Annotated in this window: 16 protein-coding genes; 7 read left to right on the top strand and 9 right to left on the bottom strand. The window is 67.2% G+C overall.

What is annotated here, in order from left to right:
- Positions 1-243 precede the first annotated feature (243 nt).
- Both ABDJ85_RS00645 and ABDJ85_RS00640 read right to left on the bottom strand, forming a co-directional pair.
- Complete coding sequence (locus ABDJ85_RS00645) at positions 244-3,297, bottom strand: TonB-dependent receptor (protein WP_347702795.1); 3,054 nt, start codon at positions 3,295-3,297, stop codon at positions 244-246.
- Between the two features lie 446 nt (positions 3,298-3,743).
- Entirely contained in the window at positions 3,744-5,927 is a 2,184-nt protein-coding gene (locus ABDJ85_RS00640) for a malate synthase G (protein WP_347702794.1), read from the bottom strand.
- Positions 5,928-6,031: 104 nt separating this feature from the next.
- On the opposite strand from ABDJ85_RS00640, the gene ABDJ85_RS00635 reads away from it, so the two are divergent.
- Positions 6,032-6,937: a LysR family transcriptional regulator gene (locus ABDJ85_RS00635; protein ID WP_347702793.1), complete on the top strand. Its 906-nt coding sequence runs from the start codon at positions 6,032-6,034 to the stop codon at positions 6,935-6,937.
- Positions 6,938-7,009: 72 nt separating this feature from the next.
- On the opposite strand, the gene mauJ is transcribed toward ABDJ85_RS00635, so the two are convergent.
- Positions 7,010-7,831, bottom strand: coding sequence for a methylamine utilization protein MauJ (mauJ, locus tag ABDJ85_RS00630; RefSeq protein ID WP_347702792.1), 822 nt, complete (start codon positions 7,829-7,831; stop codon positions 7,010-7,012).
- Between the two features lie 205 nt (positions 7,832-8,036).
- Entirely contained in the window at positions 8,037-9,041 is a 1,005-nt protein-coding gene (locus ABDJ85_RS00625; RefSeq protein WP_347702791.1) for a septal ring lytic transglycosylase RlpA family protein, read from the bottom strand.
- On the opposite strand from ABDJ85_RS00625, the gene ABDJ85_RS00620 reads away from it, so the two are divergent.
- Both ABDJ85_RS00620 and nadC read left to right on the top strand, forming a co-directional pair.
- Positions 9,040-9,735 carry a fumarylacetoacetate hydrolase family protein gene (locus tag ABDJ85_RS00620; RefSeq protein ID WP_347702790.1) on the top strand — a complete coding sequence of 232 codons (696 nt, stop codon included), beginning with the start codon at positions 9,040-9,042 and terminating at the stop codon, positions 9,733-9,735. The two genes, ABDJ85_RS00625 and ABDJ85_RS00620, sit on opposite strands and share 2 nt — an antisense overlap.
- Positions 9,732-10,589, top strand: a complete 858-nt coding sequence (gene nadC, locus ABDJ85_RS00615) for a carboxylating nicotinate-nucleotide diphosphorylase (protein ID WP_347702789.1) — start codon at positions 9,732-9,734, stop codon at positions 10,587-10,589. The genes ABDJ85_RS00620 and nadC overlap by 4 nt, the downstream gene beginning before the upstream one ends.
- A gap of 33 nt (positions 10,590-10,622) precedes the next feature.
- Here nadC and ABDJ85_RS00610 read toward each other — a convergent pair whose 3' ends face one another.
- Positions 10,623-11,675 (bottom strand): carboxylesterase family protein, encoded by a 1,053-nt coding sequence (locus ABDJ85_RS00610; protein WP_347702788.1) that lies wholly within the window; start codon positions 11,673-11,675, stop codon positions 10,623-10,625.
- Positions 11,676-11,758: 83 nt separating this feature from the next.
- Positions 11,759-12,484 (bottom strand): proteasome-type protease, encoded by a 726-nt coding sequence (locus tag ABDJ85_RS00605; RefSeq protein ID WP_347702787.1) that lies wholly within the window; start codon positions 12,482-12,484, stop codon positions 11,759-11,761.
- A 185-nt stretch (positions 12,485-12,669) separates the two neighbouring features.
- Here ABDJ85_RS00605 and ABDJ85_RS00600 point away from each other — a divergent pair, with 185 nt between their 5' ends.
- Positions 12,670-13,608 (top strand): histone deacetylase family protein, encoded by a 939-nt coding sequence (locus tag ABDJ85_RS00600; RefSeq protein WP_347702786.1) that lies wholly within the window; start codon positions 12,670-12,672, stop codon positions 13,606-13,608.
- A gap of 21 nt (positions 13,609-13,629) precedes the next feature.
- A complete protein-coding gene (locus ABDJ85_RS00595) occupies positions 13,630-16,320 on the top strand; it encodes a bifunctional acetate--CoA ligase family protein/GNAT family N-acetyltransferase (RefSeq protein WP_347702785.1) in 2,691 nt (896 codons plus the stop codon).
- A 3-nt stretch (positions 16,321-16,323) separates the two neighbouring features.
- On the opposite strand, the gene ABDJ85_RS00590 is transcribed toward ABDJ85_RS00595, so the two are convergent.
- Genes ABDJ85_RS00590 through ABDJ85_RS00580 form a run of 3 tightly spaced genes read right to left on the bottom strand, consistent with a single transcriptional unit; the run spans position 16,324 to position 18,625 of the window.
- Entirely contained in the window at positions 16,324-16,917 is a 594-nt protein-coding gene (locus ABDJ85_RS00590; RefSeq protein WP_347702784.1) for a DUF6151 family protein, read from the bottom strand.
- A complete protein-coding gene (locus tag ABDJ85_RS00585) occupies positions 16,914-17,849 on the bottom strand; it encodes a nucleoside hydrolase (protein WP_347702783.1) in 936 nt (311 codons plus the stop codon). The genes ABDJ85_RS00590 and ABDJ85_RS00585 overlap by 4 nt, the downstream gene beginning before the upstream one ends.
- Positions 17,846-18,625, bottom strand: a complete 780-nt coding sequence (locus ABDJ85_RS00580) for a fumarylacetoacetate hydrolase (RefSeq protein ID WP_347702782.1) — start codon at positions 18,623-18,625, stop codon at positions 17,846-17,848. The genes ABDJ85_RS00585 and ABDJ85_RS00580 overlap by 4 nt, the downstream gene beginning before the upstream one ends.
- A gap of 14 nt (positions 18,626-18,639) precedes the next feature.
- On the opposite strand from ABDJ85_RS00580, the gene ABDJ85_RS00575 reads away from it, so the two are divergent.
- Both ABDJ85_RS00575 and ABDJ85_RS00570 read left to right on the top strand, forming a co-directional pair.
- Positions 18,640-19,521 (top strand): DUF3108 domain-containing protein, encoded by an 882-nt coding sequence (locus ABDJ85_RS00575; RefSeq protein WP_347702781.1) that lies wholly within the window; start codon positions 18,640-18,642, stop codon positions 19,519-19,521.
- Positions 19,522-19,633: 112 nt separating this feature from the next.
- Complete coding sequence (locus tag ABDJ85_RS00570; RefSeq protein WP_347702780.1) at positions 19,634-19,906, top strand: BTH_I0359 family protein; 273 nt, start codon at positions 19,634-19,636, stop codon at positions 19,904-19,906.
- The last annotated feature ends 40 nt before the right edge of the window (positions 19,907-19,946 follow it).

Genomic DNA, 19,946 nt, shown 5'->3' with positions numbered 1-19,946 from the left:
GGTGTCGAGCGGTACGGGTAGCACCGATCAGCCCCAGCCCTGCGGTGCGCGAATTCTGGATGCGAACGCCGCCAAATCTTTACTGATGAGGAGAATTTGCAACGCGGGTTTGTGTGTGTCCCCGGTGTGACATCGCCAAACACCGGACACAAAAAAGCCCTGGGGACCGAGGTCACCAGGGCTTGGGTCAGTCGCTATTGCAGTCAGTGCTTCAAGTGGGCACTGACTGCTGTGGCCGCCGGATCAGAAGTCGTAGCGAGCGGTGAAGCGGAAGCTACGCGGAGCCGTGTAGTAGATGACCTGGCCGTAGCGTGGGTTCACCGTGCTGCGAGAGTTCGTGGAAGCCTCGTAGTAGGCCGTCGGTGTTTGAGCATTCAGGATGTTCAACACGTCTGCCTGCAGCGAGAAGCCCTTGAACATGGCCGGTGTGTAGGTCACGCTGACGTTGATGGTCTTGATCCACGGGGTGGTCCCCATGGTGCCTCGTGGCGAAGCTCCGAAACCACTGTCGGGGGTAACCGATGGATTGTTGACGGCTGTCTGAGCACCCGGAACGCCACAGAAGTGGTAGTAAATCGGGCTGTTATAGATGCCGGCCTTGGCGTACGGGTAGTAGCTGGTGCAATTGCGTGGGCGGCCACTCGTCAGGATGGCCGAGCCGCCAATGCGCCACTCATCGCTGGCCTGGTAGCTGCCGAAGAACTTGAACTGATGCTTGCGGTGGTTGGGGAGCAAGCCGTTGGCACCTTCCATGATTTCAGGCAGGTCCCAGTCGGAGGTGACGGAAACGTCTTGCTGACCGCCCGTGCCCGTGTCCACTGTCGAGTTGAGTTGCCCCTCGGCATTGCCGTAGTTGCGCGACAGGGTGTAGTTCAACTTGCCAAACAAGGGTCCACTGTTGTACTCGGCATAGAGGTCAAGAGACACCAGCTTGCGCTTGAGCTTGGGGAAGCCAAGGTCAGCGGCCGAGTAAGCCTGCTTGGTGTAGGTGCCATCGCCGTTCGGGATCAGGAAGGTGGCAGCCTCGCCGGGGTTGAAGATCCGGCACTCTTCCGGGCAGGTGTCATCAATGGCGCTCTTCAAGTCACGGTAAGTGAACTTGGCGCCCCAGGACACTTGCTTGGAGAACGCGTGCTCAAGGCCCAGGATGAACTCGTCCTGATAGTGGGGCTTGAGGTTCTGGATGGCCACGGTTGCGGGGTCAGGCGCGTTACCGCATTCGAGGTTGGACGACACCGAACCGGCGCCAACCGTACCGCTCGGGCAAAGACCGGAAGCGCCATTGGCCGGAGTGATGGGATGCAGACCGACGGGGGTGCCGTCCGAACCAATGCTGTCGTAGGTGTAGTACTTGTCCGAGTTCAGCGACGCATTGGCACCGCGGATGGCCACGTTGTTGGGCAGCGCCAGGAAGTAGCGGCCGGCATTGCCGAACACCTTCAGCGTCGAATTGCCGTGCACGTCCCAAACCGCACCGATACGCGGAGCCTTGTTGTTCTTCTGATCGACGTAGGGCTTGTGGTCACCGTTGTAGTTGGTGAAGTTGTCCGAGCGGAAGCCCAGCGACAACAACAGGCGCTTGGTGATCTGCCAGCGGTCTTCCAGGTAATACGCCTTTTGGACGGTGCTCACGGAACCGCCGCTGGAGAGGAAGTACTGGTCGACGTAATAGCCATTGGCGCCGTTTGCGCCAGCACTGGCTGGAGAACCAATGCCGTGGCTGGCATCAATGGCCTCAGTCGGCGTGCTGAGCTGGCCGTAGATCCAGCGATAGGCGCCCGGGCCGCTATTGCGGCTGCCGATCGCGGAGTCAGCGCGGAAGCGATCCACACCAAAGCGCAGGTCATGCTTGCCCAGAACGTAGGACACGTCGAGGCGGAAGCCTTGGGTCTTGTCGGTGCTGGGGTCCGTCACCGTCTGGTAGGGCTGCGGGTTGGCAATGCTGCCGTAGGCCGCCGGCACCGTGGTCGGGGAGATGGTGACGTAGTTCTTGGTGGCGTCGTAGCCGGGCAGCGGATCCGGGTTGTGCTTGATCTTCTGCTGGCCAACCACGGCAGAGACGGTCAGGTCGTCCGTGATGTTGCCGGTGTACTTGGCAACGTACAGGCGCGAGGTGTCGGCCAGGACGTGGTCGCCATTGAACTTCGTCGAGTTGTGTGAGAGCGTCTTGTAGTCGTAGCCGTAGTAGGCGTACTTTTCCTTGGCGTTGTCCTGGATGCCGGTCAACTCCAACGTGTGGTTGTCGGTGATGTTCCAGTCCATCTTCAAGGTCGCCCGAGGGTAGGTGTTGGTGCTTTCGCTCCAGCCCTGGGCAGCGTTGGACGATGTCAGCGACCCCACACGGGTCTGGCGAACGCCTTGCACTTCATCGCGCGTTTGCTCAACGTTGGCAAACAGGAACAGCTTGTTCTTCAGGATGGGCCCACCCACGTAGGCGCCGTAGACGAGGCTGTCCACCGTGTTGTTGGCACGCGATTGGTACATCGTGCCGTCGGTCCAGTTGTTGGGGTTGTTGCCTGCCGAGGTGTTGTAGTGACTGGCTTGGCTCCACTTGCCGGTGTCGGGGTAGTAAAGGTCCTGGGGCTGATTGCGGAAGGACTTCGGGCTGTAGATCGAATACAGGCCGCCCTTCCACTCGTTGGTGCCACGCTTGGTCACCACGTTCATCACGCCGCCGGTTGACCGACCGTATTCAGCGCCGTAGCCACCCGTCAAGACCTGAACTTGCCCGATGGAGTTGAACGCCAGGGTCGTGGCGCCCATGTTGGTCAGCGGGTTGGTGACCGGGAAGCCGTTGATGTAGTACGCGTTCTCGGAAGCAGCTGAGCCGCCAAAGCTCCCGATATTGGCCATGGCCGAGCGGCCCAGCGGGTTGTTGTTGCTGGAGGTCGTGCTCGGAGTGTTGTAGCTATTGCTGTTGATCACGCCGGGCGCGAGCAAGGCCACTTGGTTGACGGACTGGCCCACCGCGATCTTGGTGAGCAAGTCAGAGGTGAACACCGTTCGCGTGTCTACCTGCGTGGTGTCGATCGTGAGCGTGCGGGTGCCTGTGATCGTCACAGCTTCCATCGCCGTCAGGAAGGACACGTCGGTACCGCCGCCCACCGTCACCGTGGCAGCACGGGAACCGATGCCTTTGGCCTCGATCTTGTATTCGCCACCAGGCAAATTTGCGACGCTGTAGCGACCATCCGAGCCAGCGGTCACGGTGCGCGAGACGCCGGTGTTGCTTGTCACAACCACCACTGTGCCGGGCGGCACGCTGCCGTAGACGGTGCCGTTGGTACTTTGCGCCATCACGACCCCTGCTAGGCAAAGCCCAGCAGCTGTAGCCACTACAGATCGGGACCAACGTACTCCGCGTCGACCATGGATATGACTCATAGGAACTTGCTCCGAATTGACAAAGACGATGTGCCGCATCTCGTAAACGCAGCACGGACTAGGGATGCCCCGTCTGGATACCAAGCTTCAACGGCTCAAGCTCGGCCACCTGGGTACATCGCTTCTTGTGGGTCGTGTTTACGACTTAGTAATGATGCCGGAACACCCCCCTGGGATGTGACCTTTGTCACCCGTTTGACACCTCAGGGTCGCATGGCCACAACACCCAAGGCCCCGTCATACTGCCGAGGTGAGGGGTGGGCAAACCCTGGTGTTTCGGGCGCGTCTGTCAAGTCGACATGCGGCGATTCGAGGCAAGTGGCTGAATTCCTGGGCCGCGCTGCCCGTGAGGTTGCAACTCAGTCCCCGCCGTGCTTCTTTTGGAGCCGCCACGCGTGCAACAAGGGCTCGGTGTAGCCGCTAGGTTGGTGCTCACCCTTGAAGACCAAGTCAAGCGCGGCCAGGAATGCAGGTTCCGTTGGATGTCGCTCCAGAGGCAGATAGAGCGCATCCCCTAAATTTTGCTGGTCCACCACCCGCGCCATGCGCGTGAAGGTCTCGCGCACCTGAGCCTCGGTCACCACCCCGTGCCGCAGCCAGTTGGCAATATGCTGGCTGCTGATGCGCAGGGTGGCGCGGTCTTCCATCAGGCCGACGCCATGGATGTCGGGCACCTTGGAGCAGCCTACGCCCTGGTCCACCCAGCGCACCACGTAGCCGAGGATGCCCTGCACGTTGTTGTCCAGCTCCTGCTGGCGCTGCTCGGGCGTCCAGTCGGCGCGCGGGGCGACCGGGATGGTCAGCAGGCGGTCCAGCAGGTCGCTCTCGGGGGAGGTCGCTTCCAGCTCGCGCTGCACGGCGGCAACATTGACCTGGTGGTAGTGCAGGGCGTGCAGCGTGGCCGCCGTGGGGCTGGGCACCCAGGCGGTGTTGGCGCCGGCCTTGGGGTGGGCGATCTTTTGCTCCAGCATGGCGGCCATCAGGTCGGGCATGGCCCACATGCCCTTGCCGATCTGCGCGCGGCCTCTCAAGCCGCAGGCCAGGCCCGTCAGCACGTTGTTGCGCTCATAGGCCTGGATCCAGCTCGACGTCTTCATGTCGCCCTTGCGCAGCATGGGGCCGGCGCGCATGGCGGTGTGCATCTCGTCGCCCGTGCGGTCCAGGAAGCCGGTGTTGATGAAGGCGACGCGGCTGGCCGCCGCGCCGATGCAGGCCTTGAGGTTGACGCTGGTGCGGCGCTCCTCGTCCATGATGCCGAGCTTGACCGTGCTGTCCGGCAGGCCCAGCAGCTGCTCCACGCGGCTGAAGAGTTCGGCCGCGAAGGCCACCTCGGCCGGGCCGTGCATCTTGGGTTTGACGATGTAGATCGAGCCCGTGCGGCTGTTGCGCAAGCCGTTCTGCCCGTGGCCTTGCAGGTCGTGCAGGGCAATGGTCGTCGTGATGACGGCGTCCATGATCCCCTCGGGGATCTCGCCACCGTCACCCAGCAGGATGGCCGGGTTGGTCATCAGGTGCCCGACATTGCGCAGGAACATCAGCGAGCGGCCGTGCAGGGTCAGGGCACTGCCATCGGGCGCTGTGTAGACGCGGTCGGCATTGAGGGTGCGTGTGAAGCTTTTGCCGCCCTTGCTGACCTCTTCGGTCAGCGTGCCCAGTTGGATGCCAAGCCAGTTGCGGTAGGCATTGAGCTTGTCCTCGGCGTCCACGGCGGCGATGGAATCTTCCAGGTCCAGGATGGTCGAGAGCGCAGCTTCCAGCACCAGGTCGGCCACGCCGGCCGGGTCGCTCGCGCCGATGGCGGTGCTGCGGTCGATGTGCAGGTCCAGGTGCAGGCCGTGGTGGACGAAGAGCACGCTGCTGGGGCTGGCTGCGGTGCCTTGGTAGCCGGCAAAGGTGGCCGGGTCAGCGAGGCGGGTGGCGGTGCCGTCCTTCAGCGCAACGACGAGTTGCCCGCCTTCCACGCGGTAGCCGGTCGCGTCGGCGTGCGTGCCGACGGCCAGCGGCGCCGCCTGGTCCAGCACGCGGCGGGCGTAGGCAATCACCTGGGCGCCGCGCACCGGGTTGTAGGTACCGGCGCGTGTGGCGCCCTCAAGCTCGGGCAGGGCATCGGTGCCGTAGAGCGCGTCATAGAGCGAGCCCCAGCGCGCATTGGCCGCATTGAGCGCATAACGCGCGTTCAGGATGGGCACCACCAACTGCGGCCCGGCCTGCTGGGCCAGCTCGGCGTCCACGTTCGCCGTGGTCGCTTGCACCTGCGCGGGCGGCTCCACCAGGTAGCCGATGCGCGTGAGAAACGCCTTGTAGGCCGGCATGTCGGCAATCGGCCCCGGGTGCGCCTCGTGCCAGGCATCGATCTCAGCCTGCAGCCGGTCGCGCTCGGCCAGCAGTGCGCGGTTCTTGGGCGCCAGGTCGTGGGCAATGGCGTCAAAGCCGGCCCAGAAGCTTGCCGGGCTGACGCCCGTGCCGGGCAGCACTTCGGCGTCAATGAACTGCGCCAGGGCGGCGTCAACCTGCAGGCGGTGGTGGGTGGTGCGTGCGGACATGGGAGCCTCCAAAACGGGATGGATGGACTCTATTGCGCTGTCTGACATCGATTCGCGGCTTGAAACTTCAAAGATTCCAACCTTGAATGCACATAATTGGCCGCATGGACCGGCTCAAGCAGATGGAATCCTTCGCCCTCGTGGCCGCCAAGGGCAGCCTCACGGCCGCTGCGCAGGCCGAGGGCGTGGCGGCGGCGGTGATCGGCCGGCGGCTCGACGCCCTGGAGGCCCGCCTCGGCGTCAAGCTGCTGGTGCGCACCACCCGCCGACTCAGCCTCACGCCCGAAGGCACGGCCTTTTTGGAGACTTGCCAGCGCCTGCTGGCCGAGCTGGCTGAGGCCGAAGCGTCCGTCAGCGCCGGCGGCCTGCAGGCGCGCGGCCACCTGCGCATCACCGCGCCGGCCGGCTTCGGGCGCCGGCACGTCGCGCCCCTGGTGCCCGCCTTCCTGGCCGAGCATGCCGAGCTCAGCCTCTCGCTCAACCTCAGCGACCGCGTGGTGGACATCGTCCAGGAAGGCTTCGACTGCGCCGTCCGCGTGGGCGACCTGCCCGACTCCAGCCTCGTCAGCACCCGCCTTGCCGACAACCGCCGCCTGTGCGTCGCCGCCCCGGCCTACCTGCAACGCGCCGGCGTGCCCCGGCACCCGAGTGAACTGGCTCGCCACGCTTGCCTGGTGCTCAGCTCCGACGCCAGCCAAACCCGCGGCTGGGCCTTCCGCATCGACGGCGAAGTCACGCACCTCAGGCCCAGCGGGCGGCTCGACTGCACCGACGGCCAGGTCCTGCACGCCTGGTGCCGCGAAGGCCTGGGCCTTGCCTGGCGCAGTGCCTGGGAGGTCGAAGCCGACCTCACCGCCGGCCACCTCCTCAGCGTCCTCGACGACTTTGCCGCCCCGCCCAACGGCATCTACGCCGTCTTCCCCCGCTCACGGCATTTGCCGCTGCGGGTGCGCTTGTGGGTGGAGCATTTGAGGGCGCATTACGCGAGGCCGGCGTATTGGAGGGGGTGAGGGGATTGGTGGGGCGGGAAGGTTGTGGTCTTTGCACTCAAGGGGCACCGCATATTCGAGACCTAGCCTGGCTTATGCGCCCGGGTAGCTCTTAAATTCGGCGATGCCTCCTTGGGCGGGCTTCTTCAGATAGACGCACTGTGTGAGACCAAGTTCGTGCTCGATGTAGTCCCTTGCAAAGACCTCGATGACCCTACCAGCCTTGTCGATGCGCAACTGATCTTGGGAACTATCGAACTCTATGGTCGCACCCCTGGCGGGGTCCCTACGAATGTGGGCAATCGCACTCCTGCAGTCGTCCCATAGGTGGTTTCCAAGCGATTTCCCAGACAGATCCAAGGAGCTGAGCGGACTCTCGATGTCCCGCAATCTAGGTCGATGCAGCGCAAGTGTTCGGTCCACATAGTCCGCGCCCTTGCTGCCCGGCAAGACTTCGAGGACCTGCCACATGAATAGAAACCGCTGATACGGGCTATTTGCAGCGCGAGCCTCTCTAAACAGGGCTAAGGCGATTCGCTGCTCGTGGGTGACAACATCAGGCAGCGAGCTCAGCCCGAATCCAACGCACCTATCGAACGGGTTGACTCTCGTGAAGGTGAAGATGCTCGGCTTTGCGGCCCTCAAGGTGCTCCGCCGTGAAGTGCTGCCGGCGATCCAAACCGCTGATCTGCCGCCTGTTTCCCAAGCAAGAGCGCTAACGAACTCCGCCGCTATCCGAAACGCCTCGTCTAGCTCCGCTTCGGTATTGACGATGGTGAGCAGGTGGTCGGCCCACTGCCGGTTTGTCGATTGGACCAACTTGAAGTCGTGCTGCTTGTATCGAAACAGATGCACACGCTTGGTCAGGCGGTGGCTGTTGTCGAAGCAAATGTGCAGGACGCTGGGTACGTTCATCTGCCTAATCATGCCGGAGCGTCTACCCCTTCCTGATGGTTCGTCGGGAAGCGGGATCAAGGTCTCAAAGGTTCACCCCCAACCCTCGCACCGCTCCGCCTGATCCCCGTTTTTGCGGCAACGCTTCGCCAGGTGAGGCGATCGAGCAGGAGCGTTACCCGCTCGCGCGCTTCCATGGCCCCGCGAAGAATGTCGGAGAGAAAGTTCAGTTGGCGGCAAGCGCCCGCTCCACAACCACCCCCGCCGGCCACGCCTGCCGTACCGCATCCCGCGTCTCAAACGGCCCCGCCAGCAGCTTGTGCAGCGCGCCTTCCCGCACCACCACCAAGCGCCCCTCACGGCCCGGGTCCTGAGCGATCAATTGGCGGCGGAGCGTCTCGGCACCCTCGGGCTGGCGGAAGGCGCCGAGCTGGGCCCAGAAGCGGCCGGTCACCACAGGCGTGGGTGCTGACGCGGGCGCTGGAGCTGGCGTGAGCGGCACAACCGCCGCCGGCGGCGCCATCGGCACCGGTCGGGCTTCGATGTCTTGGGTCGTGATGCGCGGCGGGGCGGCCACGGGGTCGGCGGGGACGTAGACCGGCGGCGCGTCGGTGGGCGGGGTGGCGAGGCCGGCGCGGATGTCGGCCTGGGTGATGCGGCGCACTTCGACGGGGCCGGCGGCGCGCAGCAGGTCGAGCTTGAGGGCGGCGGTGTAGCTGAGGTCGATGACGCGGCCGCTGACGAAGGGGCCGCGGTCGTTGATGCGCACCACCACCTCGCGCCCGTTGGCCGGGTTGCGCACGCGCGCATAGCTGGGGATGGGCAGGGTCTTGTGCGCGGCCGTCATGGCGTACATGTTGTAGGCCTCGCCGCTGCTCGTGGACCGGCCGTGGAACTTGCGGCCATACCAGGTGGCGATGCCGCGCTCCACGCCGGGTTCGTCGTCCAGGCGCGGCACGTAGCGGATGCCGTCGATCTCATAGGGCTTGTTGGGGCCGCCCACGCGCTGGGGCTCCAGGCGCGGCACGGCGTCGGGCACGGCAAGTAGCTCGCGCACTGGGGGCGGGTTGGCCTCGGGGCCGTCGCGGTCCATGGCTGGAGCAATAGCGGGAGGCGGCGCAGGCGTGGTGCGGACGGGCGTGGACTGGCAGCCGGCCAGCACCAGCAGCAACGCGCACAGGGGCAACGTATGCTCCCAGGCTCCCGGATTCGTCTCGTGCTTTGCCGTCATGACCACCTACGTTTTCCCTCCTGAGCCGCAGCCCAGCTGCGCGGTGCGAGGCACCGACGCCCGCTATGCCGTGAACCGCATCTTCTGCGTCGGGCGCAACTATGCCGAACATGCCAAGGAGATGGGCAACGACACGCGCGAGCCGCCGTTTTACTTTGGCAAGCCCACGGCGGCGCTGACGCCCTCGGGCGCCACCGTGCCCTATGCCTGCGCCACGCAGGACCTGCACCACGAGGTCGAGCTGGTGATCGCACTCGGGCTGCCGGTGTTCCGCGTCACGCCCGAGGTGGCGCGCGCCGCCATCTGGGGCTATGGCGTGGGCCTGGACATGACGCGCCGCGACCTGCAAGGCCAGGCCAAGAAGCTGGGCCGGCCCTGGGACACGGGCAAGGGCTTTGACCACTCGGCCATCCTGGGCGAGCTGGTGCGTGTGGCCGATGTCGGCTACCTGGAACGCGGCGCCATCACGCTCGACGTGAACGGCGTGCAGCGCCAGCAGGGCGACCTGTCGGACATGATCTGGAACCCCGCCGAGATCGTGGCCAACCTCTCGCAGCTTTATCACCTCAAGGCGGGCGACCTGATCTACACCGGCACGCCCGCCGGCGTGGGGGCCGTGGTGGCCGGCGATGTGCTGCACGGCCGCGTTGAAGGCGTGGGCGAGGTGATGCTGACCTTGGGGCCGGCGGAATGAACGAGAGCCTTCAAGAAGCACGCGCCCGCAACATCCGCGAGGCGCTGGCCGAAGACATTGGCGACGCCGACTGGACCGCGATGCTGGTGCCCGCCGGCCGGCGCGTGCGCGCCCACGTGCAGGTGCGTGAAGCCGCGGTGCTGTGTGGCCGCGAGTGGTTTGACGGCGTCTTTGCTGCGCTCGACGCCACCAGCACCATCACCTGGCATTACGCCGAAGGCGAGCGCATGCAGGCCGACACGCGGGTCTGCGACATCGAGGCCGATGGCCGCGCCTTGCTCACGGCCGAGCGCTCGGCGCTCAACTTCCTGCAGCTGCTCTCCAGCACCGCCACCATCACGCGCGCCCATGCCGACGCCATCGAAGGCGCCAGCCCCAACCCCAAGGGCTGCGCGGTGCTCGACACCCGCAAGACCATCCCCGGCCTGCGTCTGGCGCAAAAGTACGCGGTGCGCGTGGGCGGCGGGCAGAACCAGCGCCTGGCGCTTTACGACGGCATCCTGATCAAAGAGAACCACATCGCCGCTGCCGGTGGTGTGACGGCCGCGCTGCGGGCGGCGCAGGCGCTGCAGGCCGGCGTGGGCATCCAGATCGAGGTGGAGACCCTGGACCAATTGCGCGAGGCCTTGGATGCAGGCGCCACCAGTGTGCTGCTCGACAACTTCACCGAGGTGCGCATGCGCGAAGCCGTGGCCCTCAATGCCGGCCGCGCGCTGCTGGAGGTCTCGGGCGGCGTGGGGCTGGATCAGTTGCGCTGGATCGCCGCCACCGGCGTGGACCGCATCTCCATCGGCAAGCTGACCAAGGACGTGCGGGCTGTCGATTTCTCGATGCGGGTGGACGTTCAGCCCTGACCGGGCGACCCATTCCCGTAGTGTTAACAGGCCCTAGTTCGCCTTGCGCTGCGCGTACAGCCAGTCCCACATCACCTCATTGGCGTAGGTGCGGTCCCAGGCGTTGTGCCCGCCGGTGGGATACAGGGTGTAGTGGGACAGCCCGCTGATGGTCTGCGCCCCCTCGATCCACGGCGTCAAGCCCGTTCCGGGTGCATAGCTGATGGTGTAGGTCTTGGTCGGCGCATTGGTCTTCGACGGGAAGGACTCCCAGGGGAAGAGCAGGGGCAGCAGCGAACTGAAGGCGCTCAAGGACTGCTGGTAGTTCACGGCACCGTCGTCATAGGACTGGAAGAACCAAAGCGGCATGCTGTACATGCCGGGGCTGAGCGGTTGGTCATAGCCAAAGCACATGGGTACCGCTGCGGCCACGATGTTGGTGCTGCGGTTGGTGACGTGGAAGGTGCCGCCTCCGCCCATGCTTGCGCCGGTCACGTAGATCCGCTTGCTGTCGATGCGGTACTTGGCCTGCATGAAGGCGATGATTTTCTTGATCGCGTTCGGATTCCAGTAGCCGAGCGGCTCGGCGAAGTTGCCCGTCCGGTCCACATGGGGCACCTCGGGTGCCACGACGAAGGATTCGCGCACATGGGGGTTCAAGCCTGAGCGGCCAGCCGGGTTGAGCTGCCGGCCGTTCAGCAGCGGCTGCAGCGGGCTGCCGTCCATGTGCCCGAGCGTCAGCGCCGGCAGCGTCTCTTTGTAGCCGTCGTCGCCGTGCAACTGAATCAACAGCGGGTAGGCGGTGTCGCCACCGCTCTTGTAGCTTTCCGGCAGGTAGAGGTGGAAGTTGAAGTTGGTCGGGAAGCCCGTGACCTTGTAGAACCAGTCCTGGATCTCGGGCTCCATGACGAACTGCGCGTCGCCCACCTGCACATCGCCATCGCTGTCACGAGGTGCGGAGGTCAGCAGCCCTGAGCCCGTGGGTGTGCCACTGGTGCTGCCGCTGGTACTGCCCGTCGTGCTAGTGGTCGTGCTGCTGGTGCCACCGCTGCCACCGCCCCCGCCGCACGATGCGAGAAATGCCGCCAGGCACAGTGCGGTGAACATCCACCGGACGCTGCTTGTATTCACCTGGTCTCCCTCTCTCTTCTTCTGACTTCTCGGCAGGACTGCCGTACTTCCGACCTTGCTCAATTCTCGAACCAAGGCTCGTCCGGCAGGTCCTCGAACACCTTGCGCAGCCCCTCGCTCCAGCCCTCGCGCAGCCGGCTGAAGTAGGGGTCCTCGCGGCCAATGCGGTGCGGCGGCTGCATGGCCTGCTCGAACTGGTTGGCGCGCAGCATCACGATGTCGATAGGCAGACCCACTGACAGGTTGGAGCGGATGGTGGAGTCAAAGCTCACCAGCGTGCATTTGGCGGCTTCGGGCAGCAGCGTGGTCTCGTACTTGATCACGCGGTCGATGATGGGCTTGCCGTACTTGCTCTCGCCGATCTGGAAGTAGGGTGTGTCTTCCGTCGCCTCGATGAAGTTGCCCTGCGGGTAGATGTGGAAGAGGCGCGGGCCCTCGCCCTTGATCTGGCCGCCGAGCAGGAAGTTGGCGCCAAAGTCCACGCCTTGGTTCAGGCCACCGCCGGCAGAGTCGCGTGCCACCACTTCCTTGAGCGTCCGGCCCACCAGCACGGCGGCGTCGTAGAGGCTGGGCACGTTCAGCAGGTGCTCGCCCTCGCCCTGCAAGCGCTGGCGCAGCAGTGACAGCACCGACTGCGTGGTGGCCAGATTGCCGGCATTGAGCAGCACGATCTCGCGCTGGTGCGGGATCTGGAACTGGTGCATCTTGCCGAAGCTGGCGATGTGGTCCACGCCGGCATTGGTGCGGGTGTCGGAGGCGAACAGCAGGCCGGCCTTCAGGCGCATGGCAACGCAATAGGTCATGGAGCTTGGCGTGTTGGGGCGGTTGGGGGGCGGTTGAGGCTGCCAGCTTAGCGCCTTGTTGCTGCTTGACCGCGTGCGGATTGCGCTGCGTCAAGGCCTGGCAAGCTGGGCTGCCTAGCATGGGGCAACGGGCGCCCGCTTTCAGTGCCCCAACCCAGTGCTCCGCAATGCTCACTGCCTACATCACCCACCCTGACTGCCTGCGCCACGAGATGGGCCCGGACCACCCGGAGTGCCCCGAGCGCCTCGCGGCCATTGGCGACCAGTTGCTGGCGCGCGGCCTGCTGGACTACATGCTGCCCTTTGACGCGCCGCTGGCCACGCCCGAGCAGCTGGAGCGCGCGCACTCGGCCCTGCACGTGCAGCAGCTGCTGGCCGCCGCGCCCGCCGAGGGCTATGTGCAGCTGGACCCCGACACGCGCATGAACCCCTTCACCGTGCGCGCCGCCCTGCGCGCCGCCGGTGCCGTGGTGGAGGCCACCGACCTGGTGCTGGCCGGCAAGGTGCCCTCGGCCTTTTGCGCGGTGCGGCCGCCGGGCCACCATGCCGAGCGCGATGCGGCCATGGGCTTTTGCTTCTTCAACAACGCGGCTGTGGGCGTGCGCCATGCGCTCGACGTGCATGGCCTCGACCGCGTGGCCCTGATCGACTTTGACGTGCACCACGGCAATGGCAGCGAGGACATCCTCAAGGGCGACGAGCGCGTGCTGATGTGCAGCATCTTCGAGACTGGCCTCTACCCCTTCAACGGCCAGAACGCTCGCAACCTGAGCGACGCGGCCAATATGGTCCACGTGGGCCTGGCGCCGCGCAGCGGCAGCGAGGCCTTCCGCGCGGCGGTGCTGGACTACTGGGTGCCTGCGCTGGACGCCTTCAAGCCCCAACTCATCTTCATCAGCGCGGGCTTCGATGCCCACCGCGAGGACGACATGGGCAACCTGGGCCTCGTCGATGCCGACTACGCCTGGGTCACCCAGCGCCTGATGGAGGTGGCCGCGCGCCACGCGCAAGGGCGTATCGTGTCCTGCCTGGAAGGGGGCTATGTGCTGAACCCGCTGGCCCGCAGCGTGGCCGCCCATGTGCGAGTGTTGATTGGCGCCGATTGATCGAGAGACTGTGTTGTAGCCATGGACGTCCATTTCCTGACCCCGCTGTTCACCCCCAAGTCCATCGTCGTCTTTGCCGGCCCGGCCGACGACGCTGAGCGCCAGACCCCGTATGCCCGCGCCCTGCGCGCCGCGCTGGCCGCCGCGCCTGGCAGCGCCGAGCCCGTCTACCTGGACGTGCAGACCACCGGCACGCTGGCCGACCTGGCGCGCGCCCGCGCTGACTTGGCCATCATTGCCCTGCCGCCCGACGAAGTGGCGGCGGCCATGGAGGTGGCGGCGCGCATCGGCTGCCGGGCGGTGCTCATCATCGGCAGTGGCCTGGATGCCGAGCGCTGCGCCCAGCTGCAGCGCATCGCCCGGCGCGAAAACGTGCACCTGCTCGGGCCCAACAGCCTCGGCTTCCAGCGCCCCTCGCTCGGGCTCAATGCCAGTGCCGCCGGGCCGTTGCCGCTGGAGGGCTCGCTGGCCCTGGTGTCGCAGTCGGGCGCGCTCACCGCTTCGATGCTGGACTGGGCGCGCCACAACCACGTGGGTTTCAGCCAGGTCGTGTCCATTGGCCCCGATGCCGCCGTCGACCTGGCCCAGGTGCTGGACTTCCTCGCCACCGACGCGCGCACGCACGGCATCGTGGTGTATCTCGAAGGCATCGCCAACGCGCGGCGCTTCATGAGCGCGCTGCGCTCGGCTGCGCACGCCAAGCCGGTGGTGGTGCTCAAGGCAGGCCGGCGCAGCGCCGGCAACGAGGCCGCGCTCACGCACTGCCGCGCCATCGTTGGCAGCGACGATGTGTTCGACGCCGCGCTGCGCCGCGCCGGCGCCGTGCGAGTGCGCTCCTTCGTCGAGCTGTTCTCGGCCTCCAAGTGCCTGGCCGCGCGCTACCGCCCGGTGGGCAAGCGGCTTGGCATCGTCACCAATGGCGGTGGGCCTGGCGTGTTGGCGGCCGACTGGGTCAGCGAGATCGGGCTGCAGCTGGGCCGGTTGTCGGCCGAGTCCGTCAACGCGCTGCGGCCGCAGCTGCCGCCGCGCACCTCGATGAGCGACCTGATCGACCTCTCCTCCGAGGCCGGCCCCGAGCACTTTGCCGCCGCGCTGCAGGCCGTGGCGCGCGACCCCGGCATGGACGGCGCGCTCGTCATCTTCTCGCCGCAGCTGGAGAGCGATGCGCTGGAGACGGCGCGCGCCATCGCTGCCCTGCAGCCCGCCTTTGGCAAGCCCCTGCTGGCCTGCTGGATGGGCGATGCCACCGTGGCCGCCGCGCGGCGCCTGCTCAACGACGCCGGCATCCCTAGCTTCCGCACGCCCGAGGCGGCGGTGGGCGCCTTTGGCAACCTGGCCTCGTTCTACGAAAACCAGCAGCTGCTGCAGCAGACGCCGCCCCCGATGTCCGACCTGGCCGTGCCCGACATCGAAGGCGCGCGGCTGTTGATTGAAAGCGTGCTGGCCGAGCGCCGCCGCAGCCTGACCGAGCTGGAGAGCAAGGCCCTGCTCGCGGCCTTCCACATCCCGGTCACGCAGACCATGCTGGCGCGCAACCCCAACGAGGCCATGATGATCGCCACGCAGCTGGGCTTCCCGGTCGCGCTCAAGATCGACTCGCCCGACGTCGTCCACAAGAGCGACGTGCAGGGCGTGGTGCTCAACATCCAGAACGGCGCGTCGGCCCGCGATGCCTATGCCGAGATGATCGAGCGTGTGCGCCGCCTGCAGCCCGACGCGCGCATCAATGGCGTCACCGTGCAGCGCATGGCCCGCAACCGGCGCGGCCGCGAGGTCTATGTGGGCATGGTGACGGACCCTGCCTTCGGCCCCGTCATCGTCTTCGGCGCCGGCGGCACCATGATCGAGTTGATCGCCGACCGCTCGATGGAGCTGCCGCCGCTCAACCAGTTCCTGGCCCGGCGCCTCATCGACCGCGCGCGCATCGCCGAGAGCTTGGCCGAGCTGCCCGGCATGCCCGCCGCCAACCTCGACGCGCTGGAGCGCGTGCTGTTGCGCGTGAGCGAGATGGTGTGCGAGTTCCCGCAGCTGCGCGAGATGGACATCAACCCGCTGATCGTCGATGAAGACGGCGCCGTGGCCGTGGATGCGCGCGTGGTGCTGCACCCCATCGGCCAGGCCGCGCGCAGCGGCGACTACGGCCACCTGGCCATCCTGCCCTACCCGGCGCGCTATGTGCAGGTCTGGCCGCTCAAGGGCGGCGGCGAGGTGAGCGTGCGCCCCGTGCGCCCCGACGATGCCGAGAGCCTGCAGCAGCTGGTGCGCGGCCTCAAGCCCGAGAGCCGCTACTTCCGCTTCGTGAGCAGCATGACCGAGCTCCCGCCCGCGCTGCTTTCACGCCTCACGCTCATCGACTACGACCGCGAGATGGCCCTCGTCGCGCTCTACCGCGAGCGCGTGGCGGGCCCGGACGGCGAGATGGTGGACGCTGAGCGCATCGTCGGCGTCTCGCGCTGCATCACCAACCCCGACCAGACCAGCTGCGAGTTCAGCCTGCTGGTGGCCGACGACTTTGCCGGCCGCGGCCTGGGCTCGCGCCTGATGGAGGCCATCATGGACGCCGCCCGCGAGATGGGGCTCGACGAGATCGACGGCCTGGTGCTGACCAACAACGCCGACATGCTCAAGCTCATGCGCGCGCTGGGCTTCACCATCAAGCCCTTTGCCGAGGACCCGGACTTCCGGCTCGTGACGCGCCGGCTGCAGGGCTGAGCGTCAGCGATCCTGTGCGGCGAGCGCGGCGCGCTCCTCGCGGGGCAGCACATGGGGCTGGACGCGCGTCCGGCCCTGGGCGTCGAAGAAGGGATTGCCCGGCGTCAAAGCGCGCAAGCGGTCCAGCAGCGTGCGGCCCACGACCTTGAGCGTGGGCAGCAGGGCGCGGCTGGCCAGCGTCGGCAGCGGGCCGGTGGCGCTCTTGGCAAAGGCCTGCCAGCGCGGCTCGCCCACGCGGGCGTCAAGGGCCGCGTCGTCCAGGGCCACCGCCAGGCGGCTCAGGCCCACAAAGCGCGGCCCGTTGGCGGCCGGCGTGTTGCCCAGCGGCGTGCGGCAGTGCTTGCAGTACCAGCGGTGCAGGCCCTTGGGGCTGAGCTGCAGGCAGGCCAGTGCGTCTTGCCACTGCGTGAGCTGCACCTCGGCCTGCGACGTGGCGATGATGTCCACACCGCCAGCTGCGTCCAGCCCGCGTGTGGGGTCGAGCCAGCGCTGCGCGGTGCGGCAGTCGCGGCAGTAGCACATCACCCGCGCGGTGCGGGCGGCGTCGGGCACGCTGCCTTGGATGGCGCCGCAGCGGCAACTCAGGGGCAGGTTCATAGTCGTTGCAGGCGTTCGGTCAGCAGGGCAAAAAACCCGGCGTCATCCACCTCGCGCAGCACCAGGGCATTGGTGGGCAGGCCGCTCACCTGCCACCAGTCCACCACGCTCATGCCGCGTGTCAGGGGGCTTGCCACCTCGATGCGCACATTGCAGTCGCGGCCCTTGAAGAGCTCAGGGCGCAGCAGCCAGGCGATCACGCAGGGGTCGTGCAGGGGGGCACCGTCACTGCCGTACTTGGCGATGTCAAAGCGCTCGTAGAAGTCCATCCACGCGGCCACGGTGGTGCCCACGCGGGTGCCGAGCGCGCGGATGACCTCGACGCGGGCGCGGGTCGTCAGCACGCGGTGCGTCACGTCCAGCGGCGCCATGGTGATGGGCACGCCGCTTGAGAAGACCTCGTGCGCGGCCTGCGGGTCCACATAGAAGTTGAACTCGGCCGCCGGGGTGATGTTGCCACCCTCGAAGAAGCCTCCGCCCATCAGCACGATGCGCTGGATGCGCGCCGCGATGTCGGGCGCGCGGCGCAGCGCGAGCGCGATGTTGGTGAGCGGGCCCAGCGGGCAGAGCGTGACGCTGCCGGGCGCGTGCTCGCGCAGGGTCTGCACGATGAAGTCGGCCGCGTGGCGTGGGTCGAGCGGCAGGCTGGGCTCGGGGAGGGTGATGCCGTCGAGGCCGGTCTTGCCGTGCACGTGTTCGGCCGTGACCAGGGCTTCGTCCAGCGGGGCAGCGGCGCCGGCACAGACGGGCACGTCGCGGCGCCCGGCCAGCTCCAGCACGGTGCGGGCGTTGCGCGTGGTCAGGGGCAGGGGCACATTGCCAGCCACGGTGGTGACGCCCAGCAGCTCCAGCTCGGGGCTGGCAGCGGCCAGCAGCAGGGCGATGGCGTCGTCTTGGCCCGGGTCGGTGTCGATGATGATCTTGTGCGTCATTCGGTCGCCGTTCCTTCCAGCACCACGTCCTGCTCGATGGCCCCGAAGATCGAGTGCCCGGCCTCGTCCTTGACCTCGAAGCGCACCGCATCACCGGCAGCCATGGCGGGCACCAGCACGGCCGTGGTCGCGCCCACCAGGCTGCCCGCACGCAGCGCGCGCGGGTGGGCCAGGTCGGAGAGCAGGCGGCCAAAGTCAGCGCCGGGCTCGGGCTTGTCGGTGCCACCCTCGCGGCGGCCGTTGTGCATGGCCAGCACGGGCAGCATGACCCGGCCGTTCTGCCACGCCGCGCCCAGCTCGTCAGGGCTCACGGCCACGGGCGCGAAGGCCGTGTGCGTGGGCGACTCGGCGGCCAGCAGCAGCAGGCGGATGGCATCGCGCGCGCTCAGCGCGTCGATCCCGCGCGGCACATCGCCGTGCAGCACGGCATAGCGCGCCGCGCAGGGCACCGGGTCGGCCAGCAGGCGCAGCGGGGCGTGGGGGCCCAGCAGGGCGTCGCTGGCACGGCGGCCGCCGTCCTCGGGCACCGTCCAGCCATAGGCGCGCGGCAGTGGGGCCATGCACTGGGCGGGGTTGAAGGCGAAGGCATGCCGGCAGCGCCCATGGTTGAGCGAGATGGACAGCTCTTCCAACTGCGGCGCCATGAAGGCCCAGTCATCCAGCACCTGCTGCAGCCGGGTGGCGATGCCGTTGGCAAAGTGGGCCTGGCTCAGATCGCGCGAGACGACGACGAGCTGGCCGTCGCGCGAGCCATCAAGGTAGGTGGCGAGTTTCATGCCACGATTGTGCGGTGCGCCTCCACAAACTCCGCCCCGCGCTGCTGGCCTTGGGGCTCAGCGCCGGCCTGCATGCCTGGTGGTTCCGTGCGCCGGAGCTGCCGGCGCAGCCCATCGCGGCCGCCGCGCCGGCGCTGAGCGTGCGGATGCAGGCGCCGCCGGCCGCGCAGCCCGCAGTGGCGGCCCGCCCGGCCGCGCCGTCGCGCGCCCAGGCTCAGCGCTTGCCGTCCGCGCTGGCGCCAGACCCGACGCCCGCTGCAGACCCCGGCCCACCCGCGCCGCTGCTGCGGCTGGCTGAAGCCAGCGAGTGGCGCTACCGCCTCCGCCAGTCCGGCCAGGATGGCGAAGCCAGCTTGAGCTGGCAGCCGCAGGCCGATGGCCGCTATACCTTGCGCCTGACCCGCCGCATCGGTGAGCGCACGCTACCCGCCTGGCAAAGCCTGGGCCGCATGTCGCCCGCCGGCCTGGTGCCGGAGCGCTTCAGCTTGCAGATGCGGGGCGGCGACCGCCAGGCCACCAACTTCGACCGCGATGCGGGGCGGCTGAGCTTTTCCGCCCGCCCCGGCAGCCTGGACCTGCCCGACGGCGCCCAGGACCGCCTGAGCTGGTGGCTGCAACTGGCCGCGCTGCTGGACGCCGGGCCGACGCCCCTGCCTGGTGCGCGCTGGCGCGTCTGGGTGGCGGGGCTGCGCGGCGAGTTGCGCGAGTGGGTGTTTGAGCTGGTCGAGGAGGACAGCGCCATCCCTGGCCTGTGGCATTTGCGTCGTCAGCCGCTTGGGCCCGAGGACCCGGGCCTGGAGGCCTGGTTCGACCCCGCGCGCGGCCATGGCCCGGTGCGTTTGCGCCAGGGCGACCCCGAGCGCCGGGGCTTCGAAATATGGCTTGAAAGCCCGTGAACTCCTCCCTAATTCCTGACTCGACTATCGTGCGAACAGCGGGGTGTTCTGCCACTATCTTTCCGACCGAAGTCTTGAATATCGCGGCCCAGAACCGCAGTTGGAGGCCATCATGCAAATGCTCTACAACTCCGATAGCTACATCGTCGTGCAGTTCGACGAACGGAATGCGGACGCCTGGGCTGGCACCAACCTGCAGCGCGGTGGTTTCGAGATCGTCGACAAGTTCGCCCGCAAGGAAATCTTCATCGAGGGGGCGCTTGCTGCATCCTTTGAGCTGGGTGTACAGGCACTTTTTGACGAGGGCCGCTCCAGCGAGGACGAACTCGACGATTTCATCGAAGGTTACGCAGCCATGGGCCAGACCTCGGTACAAATGCATTGACAGCGTCTTGAGCTGAGCCAAGATGGGCCGTCGATAGAGC

The sequence above is a fragment of the Roseateles paludis genome, from assembly GCF_039872745.1.
GTDB classification, from domain to species: Bacteria; Pseudomonadota; Gammaproteobacteria; order Burkholderiales; family Burkholderiaceae_C; genus Pelomonas; species Pelomonas paludis.
The sequence above is the reverse complement of the archived record's forward strand: the minus strand, read 5'-3'. Positions and strand labels throughout refer to the sequence as shown.

Coding starts and splice junctions, on each gene's coding strand:
- ABDJ85_RS00640 (WP_347702794.1), bottom strand. CDS start 5,927: ATGTCCGCACGCACCACCCACCACCGCCTGCAGGTTGACGCCGCCCTG.
- ABDJ85_RS00620 (WP_347702790.1), top strand. CDS start 9,040: ATGACCACCTACGTTTTCCCTCCTGAGCCGCAGCCCAGCTGCGCGGTG.
- ABDJ85_RS00635 (WP_347702793.1), top strand. CDS start 6,032: ATGGACCGGCTCAAGCAGATGGAATCCTTCGCCCTCGTGGCCGCCAAG.
- ABDJ85_RS00585 (WP_347702783.1), bottom strand. CDS start 17,849: ATGACGCACAAGATCATCATCGACACCGACCCGGGCCAAGACGACGCC.
- ABDJ85_RS00590 (WP_347702784.1), bottom strand. CDS start 16,917: ATGAACCTGCCCCTGAGTTGCCGCTGCGGCGCCATCCAAGGCAGCGTG.
- ABDJ85_RS00570 (WP_347702780.1), top strand. CDS start 19,634: ATGCAAATGCTCTACAACTCCGATAGCTACATCGTCGTGCAGTTCGAC.
- ABDJ85_RS00595 (WP_347702785.1), top strand. CDS start 13,630: ATGGACGTCCATTTCCTGACCCCGCTGTTCACCCCCAAGTCCATCGTC.
- ABDJ85_RS00645 (WP_347702795.1), bottom strand. CDS start 3,297: ATGGCGCAAAGTACCAACGGCACCGTCTACGGCAGCGTGCCGCCCGGC.
- mauJ (WP_347702792.1), bottom strand. CDS start 7,831: ATGAACGTACCCAGCGTCCTGCACATTTGCTTCGACAACAGCCACCGC.
- ABDJ85_RS00600 (WP_347702786.1), top strand. CDS start 12,670: ATGCTCACTGCCTACATCACCCACCCTGACTGCCTGCGCCACGAGATG.
- ABDJ85_RS00610 (WP_347702788.1), bottom strand. CDS start 11,675: ATGTTCACCGCACTGTGCCTGGCGGCATTTCTCGCATCGTGCGGCGGG.
- ABDJ85_RS00605 (WP_347702787.1), bottom strand. CDS start 12,484: ATGCGCCTGAAGGCCGGCCTGCTGTTCGCCTCCGACACCCGCACCAAT.
- ABDJ85_RS00580 (WP_347702782.1), bottom strand. CDS start 18,625: ATGAAACTCGCCACCTACCTTGATGGCTCGCGCGACGGCCAGCTCGTC.
- nadC (WP_347702789.1), top strand. CDS start 9,732: ATGAACGAGAGCCTTCAAGAAGCACGCGCCCGCAACATCCGCGAGGCG.
- ABDJ85_RS00625 (WP_347702791.1), bottom strand. CDS start 9,041: ATGACGGCAAAGCACGAGACGAATCCGGGAGCCTGGGAGCATACGTTG.